Here is a 17,233-nt window from a genome sequence, read left to right on the forward strand (position 1 = left end):
ACGGGAGGGATTTTGATGGATGAATTAGATTCAAGGGTTTATTACGGAATAAAAGATAATCTCAGAAAGGCAGTAAAGAATATTGCGGATGATAATTTGAAGTGGAATAACATGCCTATTATTCTGATCGATTTCCATAGCTGGGATGTGTTTTATTTCGAAGATGAATACCAAGCAAAGGACCTGATTTATGAGAAGCATGGTACTGGATGGGATGACCCTCCAAATGGAGATGATGAAAAACTTATTTTGTATAAATTCTGTACAGAACAAGAAAAGACTGAACTAGAATGGACCCATAGAAATTACAAATTCTATAAGGAACTCAATGGGAAAAAGATATATAGAGAAAAGACATTTGTTAATTTTGAACCGGAATTAGTTATTAATATAAATGTTTAAGGGATAAGTAGGAGGAGTTAATTTGAATTTTAAAAAAACGGAAATTCTAGAGCGACTAGAAAACCTTTATACGTTTGGTTTTACGCGTGATGGAAATATTTTAGTTAAGCAAGAAGATTGGTTTTGGCTGCAAGAAAAGGTTGAACATCAGCAGCAGGAAATCGAGAAGCAAAATGATGTTGAATTTGAGTTAAAAATTGGACTTCAAAATCTAAAAGAAGAAATTGAACGGTTGGAAAAATGCTTTAAAAAATAGGAGGAGTTAATTTGGATAATTTGAACGTTATAAAAAATCGCTACGCTTATAGTGATGATCGAAAGTGTTGTGATTTGCAAACTGTATTTGAAACAGATTTAGAAGATCATAGCGCTGATATTGCTTATTTAATTGAAAAAATTGATTCCCAACAGAATGAAATTAAGAAATTAAATGCAGAAAAACACGAAGCAAACTGTTTCATAGAAGAAATAGAAATTAAAGTACAGGAAAGATTAGAACAGCTTGAAAGACAAAGTGACAAAATTCGTCTGGACGAACTGTCAGCTTTTCAAGGTTGGCTCCTTTGTGGTGATGAATATTAAGAAAAGAGGAATAATGTATGTCAAAAGCGACTCACGTTGTTAGAAATGGTGATAGAACAACAGGGCTATTATGGGACAGTGAAAAGTTAGGAAAAGTATTCGTTTTAATGGATAAAATTGATCCAAATTTTGATTTAGAAATTTATGATATTAAAACAAATGAATTAGTAAATCAAGTAGATTTAAGAGAATTTCTGCTTAAAGCACTACCACACAACCAAAAATAAAATAATAGTTTTAACGTAATGTATTAATTAAATAAAAATCGAAAGGTTGATGAAAATGAAAAAGAAAATATTGAGCATTCTACTATTGCTTATGACAGTTACTTTAGCTGCATGTACTGAAGCTGATACCGTCTCAGAAAATTTATCAAAGTCAGCAGATTCATTTCAAGTGCAAAGGAAAGTTGTTTTCTTCAACGGAATTACGGATCGAGACTTATTGGTTATTGAGGGATTATGTTCTCTTGGAAACCAAGACAGTGACAGACGTATGACTGTTACATGTAAAGTAGGTGAGAAGGAGTATAAAAAACACTATCTAGGTTTGAGTGATAACGTAAGCTTCTTTGCTGAACAGCTTGACGCAAAAGAAGAAGACCCTTTTCACTATAAGGTTATTATTCGTCCCGAAACAATCATTCCAGACTTTGACATTCAGACAAGTAAAGATGAATAAAATTGAAGAATTAATTCATAGACGAAGAAGACAGATTCTTATTCACTCTTACCTTTATTACGAAATGAACACCAATCTTATTGATGACCATACATATGATTTATGGACAAAACAATTAGCAGAGTTACAAAAGCAGCATCCAAATGAATCTAAAAATATAGATTTTTATTATGATATATTTGTAGACTTTGATGGCTCTACAGGGTTTCATTTACCTAAAGAAGCATGGATGCATGATGTCTGTTTAAGATTAATAAATGAACACAAAAGAAGAACAATAAATCAATAAAAATCATTGACATTAAATAATTAAATATATATAATCAAAATATATCTTGTTTGAAAGGGGTGATTATTTGAAAATATATAAACTACCAGAAAAAATTTACAAGCTATATCAGCAGCAAGTGAAAGGCAATGAAAACATTACATATGATCAAGCTGTTAAAAAGTTATGTAGAAACATTCAACTTGTAAAAGAAAAAGCTCCAGAACGAATTGAACGAAAGCTACTAAATGTAACATTTAAATATGGCAATTTACATATTACCACAAGACTTGGAAAAATCATTAAGTTGGTTAATCATAAGGATTACAAGCAATATTCGGACGATTGGATTTTTCCTAAAAGGCGATATATTGAACTTAATAAAGAGCTAGGCATCGAAGATTGTAAGTTTTCTAAGAAAAATTCGTATATTCGTTCACATAAACAAATTAAATAAATTTAATAATAAGGAAGAGGTGGCACTAATTAATAACAATGGTCGTAGTCCTCCTGATAAATGCTACATGTTAATTGCATAATTAAATTTATATGATATGGAGGAATTATACATATGGGGAGATTATATAATACTTTTGAATTCATTGGGAACATTCACATTCCAAATGACAGTTCAAAGTTTCATGATATTCGAGAAAATGATTCTGGATGGGAAGGACATCGCTTAAATTTTGCTGTTAAAGAATCTAATACAAATAGTGCTTATGTTGAAATGTTCGGAGGATATTCAAAATCAAAGCCAAACATGGTTTATACGTTCAGTAAAGGTACTGAAAATGAAAAAGGTAGCAAGTTGGAAATCCCTTGGGAGGAACGCTTGAAACCTGAAACAGTTGATATGGTGGCAGATTTTAAAAAGTTAATTATTGACTTTACAACTGATCAAGATGTAAAAGAAGAGGTCAATAAATTATTATATGAAATTAGAAGCATTGAGTACAAAGATGAGAAGACTGATGAAGATAGAGTAAAACTTGCAGAATTAAAGCGACAAGTTAAAGAAAAATCTCCAGAACGTTATGAATTTATACATAGTTATGACGCTATATTATTGCTTGCTGAAAAATTAGAAGAATATAAGGATCATAAATTCAAACTAACTGGAAGTATTGACTTAAGTGAAAATAAAGGGAATTTTTATCGCAAATTCCTCATTGAAACATTAGAAATTGTTCCAAGTGATACTCCTTCTAAATTAAGAGCAACTATGGATATTTATTTCACGAAAAAATCAATTGATGAAAAAGATTTTAAGAAGGAACAGAAAGTTTATATTAATGGTCATGTTATCGGGTATGAAAATAAAGCTAAAAAAGATCAATTTTTCCCTCAACAATTTGTTATCAATGCTCAGAAAATAGATTTTGAAAATGAACAACAAGTCAAACTATTCAACTACTTGAAGAATAAATTCAATGTTAGTGGAAAGGGAGTTTTTCACTTACAATGGGAAGTTAATATTTTCCGAGGAGCTGACAGAGTAGAATTTACGGAAAAGGACTTAACTATTCAACAGAAGGAAGAAATCGAACTCGGTCTGAGAAAACTTGAAGATTTTGCGCCAAAAGGTGGAGTATTAGGTGACACTGTTTATGAAAATAGACTCGTTAAACCTATTTCAAAAAAAGTTGATGATGATAACAATTTTAGCTCTGGTGCAGTAGAAACAGATTACAAGGAAGAAGATTTAGAATTTGTATTTACTACTCCGATTGCTAAAAAACAAGAAGAAACTAAAGAGGAAGTAAAATCTGAGACAACAACTAAAATTGATATTGAATCTGAACTAGATAATCTGTTCGGATAAATAAGGAATTAAAATAATACATATTAGGAGTTGGTTGTATTGGCTAGAAAATTCGGAAAGAAAAATGTAATTAAAATTGATCCTTTAGCCTATAATGTTGGTTTATTTGGGCAAAGTGGTGTTGGTAAAACAACTTTAGCTGTAGAATATTGTGAAAAATTGGCAGGGGAAGACGGTTATATTCTATTAAATATTGGTCGAGAAGATGGGGTAGATGCTATTCCAGATGCAATTTATGAAAATATTCCAGATTGGGAAACATTTGAGGAGTTCGTTGATGATGTAGTTGAGAATCGTAATACAGATTATAAGGATCTAAAGATTGTTGTTTTCGATACATTAGATGAGTTATTCAGAATCGTTGAACCTGAAGTTATTCGATTACATAATAAGCAACATCCAGAAAAGAAAGTTACCTCAATAAAGGCTGCATTTGGGGGATATCAAGCTGGAGAAGATAAAGCAGTAGATTTAGTAATTGAAAAAATTTGGGAATTAAAAGATGTTGGTGTTAACTTCTTAGTCGTAGGACATACCAAAAGACGTAGCCAAACTGACGTAGTTACGGGAGAAGAATATGAGACTCTTACTGCAAAAATGGCTAGTAAATATTTTGAATCTATTAAAACAAAACTTCATGTACTTGGCGTTGCTTCAATTGATCGTTCAATTGAGAAGCAAAGGGTAAAACAAAAGATTGGTAATGATAAAATTGTAGGAAAAATCACAGGAGAAAGTCGAATTATTACTTTCCGTGATGATAACTTTAATATTGATTCAAAATCTCGTTTTACTGAAATTATTCCAGAGATTGAATTAGATGTTGAGCAATTTATTGAAGCAATCAACGATGCTATTAAAAAGGCACACGACAAACAAAAGAATAAAAAATCGTTATCTGAAACAAAAAAGGAACAAAAAGTTGCAAAAGAACAAGAGATTAAAAAAGCAGTAGAAGCAAACAAACGAAATAGAGTTAATTCAGAAGAAAATGAAGAGTTGGCAGATGTGATTAAATCCAAATTTACAAAGGCAACGGATGAACAAAAAGTACAAATTAAAACTATTATGGATGAATATGGATTTAGTAACTTCAAAGATACAGATACTATTCCAACTGAAGCATTGAGAAAAATTGTAGATTTATTAGCTTAATAACTTAATAGGGAGGGATGGAAACATCTCTCCTTTTGACATATGAGGTGGTGGCAATATGGGAAGAAAAGTAAAATGTAAGATTTGTAGAAGAGAAGGAAATTCCAATACTTTTTATAAAGTTACTAATGAAAAAGGTGTAAATTCTTATTTTTGTAACAAGGAAGAATATGATCTTCGTGAAAAGGAAAAGAACGATAGATATGAATTACTAAAATATGTAGCAGAAGATATTTTACAATATGAAGATGGTCAAATTGTACCTCCAAGTATGGTAAAGAGAATTGAAAAATTACATGAATTTTATACTTATGAAATTATTCATGAGTCATTCCGAATGAATAAAGATGGTATTCAATATTGGATTAAAGTTAAAGGTTTTACAAGTGAATTCGGGATGGCTAGTTACATCATGAAAATCATAGAAGGTAGTATCAATGATATATATAAGCAATGGAAATATAAACAGCAACAATCTGTTGTTCAAGAATCTCATTTGGTTGATGTTCAAATACTCAATGACACCAAAGAAAATAAAATAATTAATAAAAACAATGATAATGGTATTTTGGATTTTCTAGATGAGGGGGATATTTAATGCAATCCTTGGATTACTATGATAAAGCATTAGTGGAGAATCGTGACATGCAAGAGGCGAACTTCATTTTTTGTTTGTGGAAGAATCCAGATCTTTACCATGATTATGAAAAAGAGGTTAGAGCTGATCGAGATTTATTAACACCGGATGGTAGATTCTATTATACTTTAGGATTTGAAATGTTCCAAAAAGGCTATAAGAGTTTTGACGATGCTAGTATTTATAGTTACATAGAAGATAAAGAAGTTTTAAAAAATGGATTTGCTAGACGTGGTGGATACAAAACTGTAGACGAAATAAAAAGAATTCTTAATGAGGAAAATGTTGAAACTTATTATGATGAACTGGTTAAGAGTAATATGCTTTTAAGTCTACATGATAAGGGTTTCAATGTAATAAAAGAATTATCCAAATTTAAGAAAATGACCAGTTCTCAAGTTTATGACTATTTTGAATATCAATTAGATAATGTATTTCTAGGTAGAGGTTCTGGTGTCAAGATTGAGGATTTAGATTTCGAGGATGGTTTTATTGAGTCTGTTGATTCAGGAGAAGAGATGGGACTAAGTTATGCTAGTGCTGCACCATTATTAAATTATCATACTTTAGGGATTCATAGAAGTAATGTTCAAATTTTTGGTGGTTTTAGTGGAACAGGTAAAGCACAAGATTTAGATTCAAAGATCATGACACCGAACGGATATGTGAAAATGAGAGATGTAAAAGTAGGGGACGAGATATTCGGAGAAGACGGAAAGATTCATCGTATTTTAGGGGTTTATCCTCAAGGTAAAAAAGATATGTATGAGATAACATTTAGTGATGGTTCTAAAACAATTACGTGTGATGAGCATCTGTGGAACGTACAAAACCCAACATTAAGAACTAAAGGGGAATTTAAAACTGTAACTCTTAAGCAAATAATGGAAGAGGGACTATATAAAATATACAAAGGCAAAAACTATAAAACGTGGATTCATTATATACCAATGACCAAACCGTTACAATTCAAAACAAACAATAAATTGAATTTACCACCATATTTATTAGGAATGATTATAAGTGAAGCTAATCTAAATAGTAGTTCAGTTGTAATTAGTATTAATAATGAAGAAACAGACCTAGTTGATTATCTAAATGAATATTGCGTAAGTAACAATATTCATTTAGTAATTAATGAAAAACGAGATGGTGTGACAGATTATAGATTTACAAAAAACAAAGGAATGAATACAAACCATTTAAAAAATGAATTAAGGAGATTAGGGTTACATCCCACGTTGTCTGATACGAAGTTTATTCCGAAAGATTATTTATATTCTAATGTGGAAGATAGAATAGAATTACTATCTGGTTTAATTGATACTGACGGAGAGGTTAATGGTAGTAATTATAGTTATTCAACAACCTCGAAAGGTTTAGCTGAAGATGTGCAGTTCCTAGTTCAATCACTAGGAGGAACAGCTAAAATAGAAATTAGAGAAACTCATTATCCATATAAAGGGGAAAAAAGAAAAGGTAAACCTTCGTTCAGATTGCACATTAAAATGCCACGTGAAATTAAGGCGTTTAAATCTAAAAAACACAAATGTAAATTTAGAGAGGGTCAGACAACTTCAAGACGTTCAATTAGGAACATTAAGTATATTGGTAAACGAGAAGCACAGTGTATTAGTACAAGTAATCCAACTAAACTATATTTAACGGACGATATGATAGTCACACATAATACAAGTTTTTGTATCAATACATATATACTTCCAATCTTAGATAGAGGTGAAAAGGTAACTATAATTGCGAATGAAATGAATAGACGTGCTTGGCAACATATTTTAATGGCAACAATCCTTTCGCAAAAATTAGATTACTATGGATTACCAAGAAAGAAACAAAAAATGGGACACTTAAATGATGAACAAAAAGAAAAGATGGAAGAAGCGAGGGAATATTTTAATAAACACTACAAAGGTAGAGTTAAGTTTGCCAAAATATATGATTACAGTATCGATGATGTTAAAAGAATCATTAGAAAAATGTCCAAACAAGGGTTCGGCTATGCCTTATATGACACGTTCAAGGCTGGAAATTCTGCGGCTGAACAAGTTCGTGGAGAATTAATTGAAGCATCCAAACAATTGCTTCAAGTTGCAGAAAAAGAAGATGTTGGAATCATTATTACAATGCAGTTGGCAATATATATGGAAAATACTAGATACCTTACTGCTGCAACATTATCTGATGCTAAAGGAGTAAAGGAGGTTGTTTCTGAGTTGGTCTTAACAAGACCGATTTGGGAAGACGAGTTTAAAGGTTGTAAATATGACATTAAGCCTTACAGATTTAAAAAAGATTCAAATGGAAAATTTACAAACATCAAAGAAGAGATCGTGTTAAAACCTGATAAAAAATATAGACTAGTATTTTTAGATAAGACAAGGAATGATGAAGGTGAAATTGTATTATTATATCAATTTGACGGAGCATGGAATAAATGGATTGAACTAGGTTATTGTACGCCAAAGCACCAAAGGTAGGTTTTTGGATGAATGTATCTAATTTAAAGAATCATATAATTGAAAATCCAGAGTACATAGAGTTGATCCTTGAAGAAGTAGGATTTCATAATATATCAAGAAGGGGGAACGAAATAAGGTGTGCTAGGGAAAGTGGTAGAAATCCCACCTCTGTCAAAGTAAACATTGACACTTTATCCTCAACTTGTTTTTCTACGAATCTAAAAGGGGATTTGATCACCCTAGTTCAATCCAAAATCTATACCACTTTCCCAAATACAATTAAAAAAATAGCTAACATTATTGATTTTAAAGACAAGGAAAAACAGGAAGAATTTGTTCTACCTTTTGGTGGATTCTTCAAAAAAATAGCAAGACTAAGGGATGATGATGCTTTTGATATAGAAACCTATTCAGAAGACATACTCGACAGATTTGAGTTAACTCCAAACCTTTTATTCTATGAGGATGGTATTTTACCAAGTGTGCAGCAAGAATTTAAGATTGGTTATGACTCTGTCACAAGCAGAATTGCAGTGCCATGGAGAACTTTTTCTGGAGAAATTGTAGGAATCATGGGTAGATTAAATAAACGTGAAGTATCTGAGGATGAAGTCAAATGGTTTCCGATACTCAGTTTCCCTAAGTCAAAAACACTATATGGGTTTGTTGAAAATTATAATCATATAAGAGAAAAAGAATTTATTATGATTGGTGAAAGCGAAAAATTCACTCTCCAAACGCATTCTAAAGGCTTGAATGTAGGAGTTTCATTGGGTGGGAGTTTCATGAGTGAAGTTCAGGCTAATCATATTAAGTCGCTTTTCCCAAAAGTAATACTAGTGGGAATGGATGAGGGATTATCTCAAGATCACAGTATTGAAATTGCAAGACAACTTAAATCGGATAAATATTATAGGAATAAGGTGGGATATTTATATGACAAAAAAAATGATTATTTACCGAAAGGTAGTAAGCTTGCACCAAGTGATTTAGATAAGAATTCATTAAAGAAATTAATTGAACATTGCACTGTATGGGTATAAAGGAGTGATAATTTGAATGCACAGGAAAAGTTAAGCGAGTTAAAGGAGAAGGGGATACCTGTCTATTCCTTCTCCCGTTTAGGGAGTTTTTATAACTGTGAATACGAGTATTTTAATACATATGTTGAACAAAAAAAAGGAATTGAAAATGTCTACACGTTAATTGGTTCAGAAATTCACGATAATATGGAGAAATTTTATGGTGGAGAAGGCGATAGAGAATCATTCAAAAATAATTACGAAAATAAGTTAATTGAACTTGAAATGTTAGGTGTTAAATTTCCTAACGATAAAATTGGGGACAGTTATAAATCCGATGTTAGACACTTTATAAGTAACTTTACACCAATTGAGAAAAAAATGATTCAAGAACAATTAATTGTATTTGAAATTGCTGATGGAATTTGGATGCAAGGTTATATTGATTCAATTATTCCTAGCGATAAAGGAAAACCATTTGTGGATGTTATTGACTGGAAAACATCGAGTAAATTTTCAGGTAAGAAACTTGATGAAGCTGGCAAACAATTACTAATGTATAAGGTTGGTCTAGAATCAACCACTCCATATAAGGTCGATAAAGTCATGTGGTGTATGGTCAAATATGTAAATGTTTGTTGGAAACAGAAGAATGGAAAAATCAAAGAAAAAATGAGCAATCGCAGTAAATGGGTTAAGGAAATCAGAAAACAATTAGAGAAGGATATGTATTCTCTTCAATTAGAAGATTTTGAGATTGAATTATTACTAGATCAAGCAATTGATGAAAATAATTTAGATTGCTTACCGAAAGTAGTACAGGAAAAATATTGGCTTGAAGACTGTTTTGTAGAATACGAAATTACAAATGAAAAAGTTGATGAATTTAAAAAATATGTAATTGAAACTGTACAAGAAATCGAAAGTAAAGATAGGAAAAATGAAGATGAATGGAAATCGATTGAATTAAATAAATATAACTCTTTTTATTGTAGTACTCTTTGTGGTCATCGAAAGAGTTGCAAATTTTATAAAAATTTCTTGGAAGAAAATGCTGATGGATTTACAAAAAAGGAACAAAGGGATGGGTTTAATTTGGAAAATTTATTTGGGTAGGAGATAATTATGCGAAAAATATTCTATGATTTCGAAGTTTTTTCAAAATCAATTGATCCGATTACAGGAAGAGCATTTTGGTTAGTTGTATTAGTTGATTACGATTCAAAAAAGGGAAAAGTGATTGTTAATGATTTAGAACAATTACATAAATACTATAATTATTTTAAAGATGATATTTTCATTGGCTTCAATTCACGAAATTATGATTCGCATATTTTTAAAGGATTATTATTGGGAATGGATGCCGGTTACATAAATGATAAATTAATTGAGGAAGGAAAAAAAGGATGGGAGGTTGTTCGAGACGGTTACAAAGTGCAATTCAATAATTTCGATATCATGCCCAATCCGCCTGTAAGTTTGAAAACTTTAGAAGGGTTCATGGGAAGTAATATAAAGGAAACTAGTGTCCCATTTAATTTAGATAGACCTTTAACTGATGAAGAAATTAATGAAATAATTAAATATTGTGTTCACGATGTCAAAGAAACTATCAAAGTATTTGATGCAAGACCAGAAGAATTTGAAAGTCAACTCCAGTTAATCGATGCATTTGAATTAGAAATGAAGCAATTTAATAAAACTAAAGCTCAATTATCTGCGCATATTCTTGAGGCAAAAAAACATCCAAATAGGGGAGATGAGTTTGATTTTATTCTCCCTGATACGTTGGTTTTAGACAAGTACAATTATGTAAAAGAATGGTATGAAAATCCTGAGAATAAATCTTATGATGAGATAGTAGAAACAAAGAATGGTAAAGGAACAAAGAAACAAAAAAGACAATTAAAAACTGAAATTGCCGGAATTCCACACGTGTTGGGATATGGAGGTATTCATGGTAGCCGAGATAACTACGTTGGAGAAGGAATTATATTATGTGCCGATATTGCATCAATGTATCCTGCACTTATTATTGAATATAATTTAATGAGTAGAAACGTGGAAAGTGTAGAAAAATATCGTCAAATAAGAGATGAACGTTTGAAATTAAAAGCAGCTAAAAACCCTAAACAACAACCACTTAAGATCGTTCTTAATGCTACATTCGGTACTTTCAAAGATCAATTCAACCCATTGTATGATCCATTAATGTCAAATTCAATTACTATAACTGGTCAATTATTAATTGTCGATTTAATTGAAAAAGTAGAACCGTATTGTGAATTAATTCAGAGCAATACTGATGGAATTTACATGAAAGTAGATAATTATGAAATGGTAGAGAAAGTTAAAAAAATTGCTGCTGAGTGGGAAAAGAGAACAAGGTTAGAGTTAGAATGGGATGAGTATGTGAAAATATATCAAAAAGATGTCAATAACTATGTATTGATTGATAAAAATGGCAAATACAAATCTAAAGGTGCTTATGTTAAGAAGCTAAACGATCTCGATTACGACTTACCAATCGTTAATAAGGCAATGATTAATTATTTTGTAAAAGGTATCCCTATTGAAGAGACAGTTTTACCGTGCAATACGTTAAGAGAATTTCAAAAAATTGTCAAACTATCATCAGCATATAAGTATGCTTTGAAAAATTGTACATTCTCCAAAAAGAAAGTAATGAATGAAAAAACTGGTAAAATGAGAACTGTTACAAGTTGGGATGAGAATGGTGAAATTCTTCAGGATAAAACTTTTAGAGTATTTGCGTCAACAAGAGAAGAGGATGGTGCAATCTTTAAACAAAAAGAAAATAAAAATCCTGAAAAATTTGCCAATACTCCAGAAAAATGTTTTATCAATAATGAAAATATATTAGGAGTCACTGCCCCTGACTACTTAGATAAGCAATTTTATGTTAATCTTGCTCAAGAAAGAATCGATCAATTTTTAGGAATTGACAAAAAATCAAAGAAAAAGCAGAAGGAATAATTTGAATAAAACAATGATTTTATTCTTATTAAATAATTAAATATATATTGACATCGGTAAATAAAGGTTGTATTATCAAATTATATAAATTAATTAAATAAATACAAAAGGTAGGTGATGACTTCCTTTCTTGAACTTTTGAAGGGGAGAGATATGAATAAAAAACTTACAATTGGACTAGTTACAGGATTATTAATTAGCAATGTGGCAACAGGATATGCTTTTACAAAAACATACAGTGAAAAAAATAATATTATTAAAGAACAAGATTCAGAGATAAATAAATTAATAGACGCTATTATCGAAAAAAACGTGTCATTAGATGATTTTAAAAATGAATTAAATACATATAAAATAGAAAATAAAGAGCTGTCTAATACTATTCAAGAGCAACAAAGTGAGATTAATACATTAAAGAAAAACTTGAGTAAGATGAAAAAGAGAGAGAAGGAGTCACCCTAGTTCTCAAGTGGTGAGTAGAGGGAAACTCAATGAGGGAAGAGTTTTAAATGTATTAGCAACAGCTTATGTTTCCTTTTGTGACACAGGCTGTATTGGTAAGACAGCGACAGGAATTGATGTTTCTAAAAAAATTGATTTTGACGGATTGAGAATCATTGCGGTAGATCCAAAAGTGATTAAACTGCACTCAATTGTTAAAGTTGAAACTAAAAATGAAACATTTCTAGCTTATGCTGGCGACACAGGGGGTGACATAATTGGTCACAGGATTGATATTTTAGTGGCAGTAAGGGACACATCAAAAGCCTTTGCTTTTGGGAAAGAGACAGTGAAATTAACTGTATTAAGGGAGGGGAAAGGATAGTGCGAATTCACTTATTTGATGTTGGCGAACAAGCAGTAATTAATCAAAATGCCATAAGTGGGCTACCAGATTTGGTTGGCTCATTAGTCACAATAGAGGAGCAATTATCGCATGGTACATATGATTACATAGTTCATTCTGAAGATAGACCATCCGCAAAAGTTAGAGAAAAAGAGTTAAACAAAGTAAATAAAGATAGATATATATTTACTCTCATTCTAGGTGATAAAATTTCAAAAGCAAATGAAGAAGAGGGGGAAATTAAACTTATTGATTATCTATATGAACAAGTTGAAATTAAGTTTCCAGATGGTAGTTATGAAGTAATCTCAGTGAACAGTGTCTTGAACAAGGATGATTTAGAATGAAATTATTCATTTTCATGGGAGCAAGTGGATCTGGAAAAAGCACAATCCAACATTCACTCCCAATTGAATTTATGACCAATTGCACAACAAGACCTCTTAGGAAAGGGGAGATTGATGGCTACCATATAAAAAATGTCACAAAAGATGAATTTCTAAGACTTGAAAAAGAAGGTTATTTTTTTGAAACAAATATCTACTCAGGGAATCATTATGGCACACCGCAAAATAAAGTCGATGAATTGCTGAAAGGGAAACCGTTTCATTGTACTAAAGACATAAGAGGTGTCATGGCTCTAAAAGATAGATTGGGAAATAAAGCAGTATCAATATACATAAAACCACCTTCTATAGAGGAACTAAAGAAACGTATGTTAGAGCGTGGTGACTCAGTAGAAGATATTCAAAAAAGAATCAAACATTTATTACATACAAAAGAAATGGAAAATGAAAAGTATGCTGACTATGTGATTGAAAATAATGATTTAATGGAAGCAAAGTTGGAGGCGCACAGAATTGTTATTAAAGAGTTAGTGAAAATAAATAATTAAATAAATAAAACGACCCTTTAGTTTGAAAGGAGGTGGTTAAAATGTAATAAAATAATGGTATCTTGTCACCTTAGTCATTAGATAATAAATTTAATGGAGGAATTAATATGAGCTATTCAGAGAGCAGAGAGACTTATGTTGAGAGAGAATTAAACAATTGGAAAGAGAATTATATAGTAAGACCGGAACAAGAATTTTTATTGAAGTCAATGTTTGAGTTACAGCATCAGTATAAAATCACACCTGATGAGCATGTTAAAGCTAAAAGAGATTTAATTTATACAATTCAAGATGTAATGCGAAGTTTGAAATTAGTTCCAGTATTAAACAAAGATAGATTCAAAGTATTAGTAGTTGTGGATAGCGATTATGAGAAAGTAAGAGTTTATGAGATGTTTCAAAAAATGTTTGCAGATAAAATTCTATTAGATGAAATAAATGCAACTGTTAATAGAACTCATTCTCCTAAGATCAATACTAAAGATTTTGAGATTAGAATTGAAAAAGATAATAAAAATTTATTTCGAGGCGGCATGAAAGTAGATTACATATTAAATCTATCCGGAAAAAAGTGTATTAATTACTAATTAAATATACAGAGGTGGTCGTAAATGAATTGACTACCTCTTTACATAAATAAAACCTTTTAATGGAATTGGTGGTAGTGTTTTGTTTCATTTTTTTTAGTGTTTTACTAGGAGTATTGATTCTCTTCTTAGTTGTTGCTTTTTATCCTATTAGAAGAGAAAACCAGAAGTATTAGCGTATGGAATTACCATAATAATTGCAATTGTTTTTGCTTGCATTGTAGGGTATGGAATATTAACAGAGGTCTTTGGATTTTAAAATTTGTATTTTATTTAGAAATTAAATTAATAAATTGGAGTTGGTAGTTTGATTGAATTGAATAAAATTTATAATGAGGATTGTTTGGAAGGTATGAAAAGAATTGAAGGTAAATCAATCGATATGATTCTCTGTGATTTACCTTATCAAGTAAGTTCTCAATCATGGGATATTCAAATACCATTAAAAGAACTTTGGGAACAATATGAGAGAATTATCAAGAATAATGGTGTAATAGTATTAACTGCAACAAATCCATTTGCGAGTATTTTAGTTAATAGTAATTTAAAAATGTTTAAATATGAATGGATTTGGGATAAAGAACAGGGAACTAATCAGTTTCTTAAAGATAAACAACCACTTAGAAAACATGAACAAGTATTAGTGTTTTATAAAAATCAACCCACATATAATCCAATAATGATTCAATCTTGGAGAAGGGAAATAAAAATTAGAGCAGAGGGAAAAGATCCAATTACTGGAGTCGAGTCTAAAGAAAAAACTAATTATGATAGTAAAGGGTTAAAGTATCCTACAACAATATTACCTATTAATAGACCACATTGGAGAGAAGGTAGGTTTCATCCCACACAAAAACCAATAGCTTTATTTAAGTATTTAATTGAAACCTATACAAATGAAAATGATATTGTTTTGGACAATTGTATGGGAAGCGGTACTACTGCTGTAGCGTGTATAAATACACATAGGAATTTTATTGGTTTTGAACTAGATAAGGAATATCATAGATTAGCAGAAGATAGAATACATAGTCTTGTATGATTATTACATATAATTAATATAAAAGTATGTTTTTAATAGAAAGGAAGTGAACAGATTGGAGTGTAATTTATCAGAATGTCAGTGGTACGCTTTTGGTTCTTGTTGTCCAGAGAGCGAAGAAATTTTCCATGAAGCAGTTCCTAATAGTAAAGATTGTCCACATTACTTTGATTTAAAAAGTGCTGCCGAAGCTGAAAGAAAAGACATGATAAAAGGAATTAAATATGTATTTAACGAAATCGGCAATCCTTTGAAGCAAAAACACGTTGAAGAATTAAATGAAATGGATGGTATTAAATTATGGAATACTTACGATATGGCATTTAAGCTATTAGAATCACACTTAAGATGTAAAACTCTCGATGAGATACTGGATGAGGTCAATGAGCATGGTGTCGAATGGGTAAGAGAAAAGTATAAATTAATTAAATAAATATATATATATATATATAACGGCGAATTTATAAGAATATAAGAAAAATAAATTAATATTGAATGAGGTGATGTTATCAAACGGTATCTCGTTATTAGTGATATTCATGGCTGCTATGAAGAGTTTAATAAATTATTAGGATTGGTAAAATACAAGTCGGCTGAAGACCAGTTAATCCTGCTTGGAGATTACATAGATAGAGGTAAAGATAATAAAAAAGTAATTGAATTTATACAAGAATTAGTGAGATATGGAGTAATAGCACTTAGAGGAAATCACGATCAGCTATTCCTAGATTATGTGAAAAGACCACATATTTACACAAATGTTTATAACTATCTTCAAAATGGTGGACATACAACATTAAAAAATTACATAAAAGATTTCGATACATATGTCTGGTGCGATGAATCGTATCAACAGTGGGCAAAGGAAATCATGCTGCAATATGGTGATGATGTGGAGTTTCTTGATTCATTACCTTATTATCATGAAACGGAAGATTACATATTTGTTCACGCTGGAATTAATACTCATTTAAAGGATTGGAAAAACACTACGAATGAAGAGTTTATATGGATTAGAGGTCGATTCTTAAATTATGATCATGGATTAGATAAAACTGTAGTTCATGGACATTCGCCCACTATCAATATTCATAATAGCTACGATATTTATTTCGGAAATAAGAAAATAAATATTGATGGCGCATGTGCTTACGGTGGTCAGTTGAATTGCTTGGAGATTAAGGATGGGGAATATAGACAGTATCATGTTAAGAAAAATAATTAAATAAGGGGATGATTGAATGCGGATTTCTCATTACAAAACTATAACAGAAACAAGAGAAAAAGAAACAGGATATACGGCTATTTGCAATATGTGTGGAAAAGAAAATATTTTTGAAGAAAATGACGATTCTTTGAATGATGATACTCAGCATATTGAATTGCATTTTGGTTATGGGTCTAAATTTGATATGGAAAGATGGAGTTTTGATTTATGCGATGATTGTTTAATTGAAATTGTAAAACAGTTCAAATATGTCCCTGAAGGATTTTATGAGGATTCAAGTCTGAATCTTACACCCGAAGAACACCAAAAAATATTTGATAATTGGAAAGAAACGGGTGAATGGGAAGAATTGAAATTTAAGAGTTATGAGGAAATAGTTGCATTGAACAATGGTTGGTATCCTGTTGATTTGATTAATGAAGCTATTAAAAAATATTATCCAGACAAGCCTGAGTTGATACCACCTAGTGAAGATTAATTAAATTAATAATGTAAAAATTAAATCAATAATAGTGACTAGCATTCTATCTAATTACTATATATTGATATGAAAATGTAATAAAATCGATGTTTTATCTTATTTAAAAG

At 30.7% G+C, this 17,233-nt stretch carries 23 protein-coding genes; all 23 read left to right on the plus strand.

The genetic code is table 11. The features are described 5' to 3' along the window. Nucleotides 1-15: 15 nt before the first annotated feature. The 23 genes from FCJ93_RS08245 to FCJ93_RS08360 all read left to right on the plus strand — a co-directional run bounded on the left by FCJ93_RS08245 (nt 16) and on the right by FCJ93_RS08360 (nt 17,123). The gene (locus tag FCJ93_RS08245; RefSeq protein ID WP_137743392.1) at nt 16-402 is read left to right on the plus strand and encodes a hypothetical protein; all 387 of its coding nucleotides are present in this window, start codon (nt 16-18) and stop codon (nt 400-402) included. Between the two features lie 22 nt (nt 403-424). After that, the gene (locus FCJ93_RS08250) at nt 425-658 is read left to right on the plus strand and encodes a hypothetical protein (protein ID WP_137743393.1); all 234 of its coding nucleotides are present in this window, start codon (nt 425-427) and stop codon (nt 656-658) included. A gap of 11 nt (nt 659-669) precedes the next feature. Continuing rightward, nucleotides 670-984 (plus strand): hypothetical protein, encoded by a 315-nt coding sequence (locus tag FCJ93_RS08255; RefSeq protein ID WP_137743394.1) that lies wholly within the window; start codon nt 670-672, stop codon nt 982-984. A gap of 17 nt (nt 985-1,001) precedes the next feature. Beyond that, the gene (locus FCJ93_RS08260; protein ID WP_137743395.1) at nt 1,002-1,211 is read left to right on the plus strand and encodes a hypothetical protein; all 210 of its coding nucleotides are present in this window, start codon (nt 1,002-1,004) and stop codon (nt 1,209-1,211) included. Nucleotides 1,212-1,266: 55 nt separating this feature from the next. Beyond that, the gene (locus tag FCJ93_RS08265) at nt 1,267-1,665 is read left to right on the plus strand and encodes a beta-sandwich lipoprotein (protein ID WP_137743396.1); all 399 of its coding nucleotides are present in this window, start codon (nt 1,267-1,269) and stop codon (nt 1,663-1,665) included. Then, nucleotides 1,658-1,954 carry a DNA ligase LigA-related protein gene (locus FCJ93_RS08270; RefSeq protein WP_137743397.1) on the plus strand — a complete coding sequence of 99 codons (297 nt, stop codon included), beginning with the start codon at nt 1,658-1,660 and terminating at the stop codon, nt 1,952-1,954. Before FCJ93_RS08265 ends, FCJ93_RS08270 begins: the two co-directional genes overlap by 8 nt. A 67-nt stretch (nt 1,955-2,021) precedes the next feature. Continuing rightward, nucleotides 2,022-2,390, plus strand: coding sequence for a hypothetical protein (locus FCJ93_RS08275; protein ID WP_137743398.1), 369 nt, complete (start codon nt 2,022-2,024; stop codon nt 2,388-2,390). Nucleotides 2,391-2,504: 114 nt separating this feature from the next. Then, nucleotides 2,505-3,758 (plus strand): hypothetical protein, encoded by a 1,254-nt coding sequence (locus tag FCJ93_RS08280; RefSeq protein WP_137743399.1) that lies wholly within the window; start codon nt 2,505-2,507, stop codon nt 3,756-3,758. Nucleotides 3,759-3,797: 39 nt separating this feature from the next. Then, complete coding sequence (locus FCJ93_RS08285) at nt 3,798-4,913, plus strand: AAA family ATPase (RefSeq protein ID WP_137743400.1); 1,116 nt, start codon at nt 3,798-3,800, stop codon at nt 4,911-4,913. 58 nt (nt 4,914-4,971) lie between these two features. Then, nucleotides 4,972-5,511, plus strand: a complete 540-nt coding sequence (locus FCJ93_RS08290; RefSeq protein WP_137743401.1) for a hypothetical protein — start codon at nt 4,972-4,974, stop codon at nt 5,509-5,511. Then, nucleotides 5,511-8,045 carry an LAGLIDADG family homing endonuclease gene (locus FCJ93_RS24945; protein WP_170211261.1) on the plus strand — a complete coding sequence of 845 codons (2,535 nt, stop codon included), beginning with the start codon at nt 5,511-5,513 and terminating at the stop codon, nt 8,043-8,045. The genes FCJ93_RS08290 and FCJ93_RS24945 overlap by 1 nt, the downstream gene beginning before the upstream one ends. An 8-nt stretch (nt 8,046-8,053) precedes the next feature. Next, nucleotides 8,054-9,070 (plus strand): hypothetical protein, encoded by a 1,017-nt coding sequence (locus tag FCJ93_RS08305; RefSeq protein WP_137743402.1) that lies wholly within the window; start codon nt 8,054-8,056, stop codon nt 9,068-9,070. Between the two features lie 12 nt (nt 9,071-9,082). Then, nucleotides 9,083-10,165 (plus strand): PD-(D/E)XK nuclease family protein, encoded by a 1,083-nt coding sequence (locus FCJ93_RS08310; protein ID WP_137743403.1) that lies wholly within the window; start codon nt 9,083-9,085, stop codon nt 10,163-10,165. Between the two features lie 9 nt (nt 10,166-10,174). Continuing rightward, complete coding sequence (locus FCJ93_RS08315; RefSeq protein ID WP_137743404.1) at nt 10,175-12,046, plus strand: hypothetical protein; 1,872 nt, start codon at nt 10,175-10,177, stop codon at nt 12,044-12,046. Nucleotides 12,047-12,199: 153 nt separating this feature from the next. After that, nucleotides 12,200-12,508 (plus strand): hypothetical protein, encoded by a 309-nt coding sequence (locus tag FCJ93_RS08320; protein ID WP_137743405.1) that lies wholly within the window; start codon nt 12,200-12,202, stop codon nt 12,506-12,508. Between the two features lie 10 nt (nt 12,509-12,518). Further along, nucleotides 12,519-12,872: a 3D domain-containing protein gene (locus tag FCJ93_RS08325; protein ID WP_170211262.1), complete on the plus strand. Its 354-nt coding sequence runs from the start codon at nt 12,519-12,521 to the stop codon at nt 12,870-12,872. Next, complete coding sequence (locus FCJ93_RS08330) at nt 12,872-13,240, plus strand: hypothetical protein (protein WP_137743407.1); 369 nt, start codon at nt 12,872-12,874, stop codon at nt 13,238-13,240. Before FCJ93_RS08325 ends, FCJ93_RS08330 begins: the two co-directional genes overlap by 1 nt. Continuing rightward, the gene (locus tag FCJ93_RS08335; RefSeq protein WP_137743408.1) at nt 13,237-13,788 is read left to right on the plus strand and encodes a guanylate kinase; all 552 of its coding nucleotides are present in this window, start codon (nt 13,237-13,239) and stop codon (nt 13,786-13,788) included. Before FCJ93_RS08330 ends, FCJ93_RS08335 begins: the two co-directional genes overlap by 4 nt. A 107-nt stretch (nt 13,789-13,895) precedes the next feature. Next, a complete protein-coding gene (locus tag FCJ93_RS08340) occupies nt 13,896-14,375 on the plus strand; it encodes a hypothetical protein (RefSeq protein WP_137743409.1) in 480 nt (159 codons plus the stop codon). 307 nt (nt 14,376-14,682) lie between these two features. Next, complete coding sequence (locus tag FCJ93_RS08345; RefSeq protein ID WP_328591997.1) at nt 14,683-15,417, plus strand: DNA-methyltransferase; 735 nt, start codon at nt 14,683-14,685, stop codon at nt 15,415-15,417. A 55-nt stretch (nt 15,418-15,472) separates the two neighbouring features. Next, nucleotides 15,473-15,850 carry a hypothetical protein gene (locus FCJ93_RS08350; RefSeq protein ID WP_137743410.1) on the plus strand — a complete coding sequence of 126 codons (378 nt, stop codon included), beginning with the start codon at nt 15,473-15,475 and terminating at the stop codon, nt 15,848-15,850. A 93-nt stretch (nt 15,851-15,943) separates the two neighbouring features. Then, complete coding sequence (locus tag FCJ93_RS08355) at nt 15,944-16,642, plus strand: metallophosphoesterase family protein (RefSeq protein WP_268951579.1); 699 nt, start codon at nt 15,944-15,946, stop codon at nt 16,640-16,642. Between the two features lie 16 nt (nt 16,643-16,658). Next, the gene (locus tag FCJ93_RS08360; protein WP_137743412.1) at nt 16,659-17,123 is read left to right on the plus strand and encodes a hypothetical protein; all 465 of its coding nucleotides are present in this window, start codon (nt 16,659-16,661) and stop codon (nt 17,121-17,123) included. Nucleotides 17,124-17,233 lie beyond the last annotated feature (110 nt).

Source organism: Robertmurraya siralis (genome assembly GCF_005502275.1).
Classification (GTDB): Bacteria; Bacillota; Bacilli; order Bacillales; family Cytobacillaceae; genus Robertmurraya; species Robertmurraya siralis.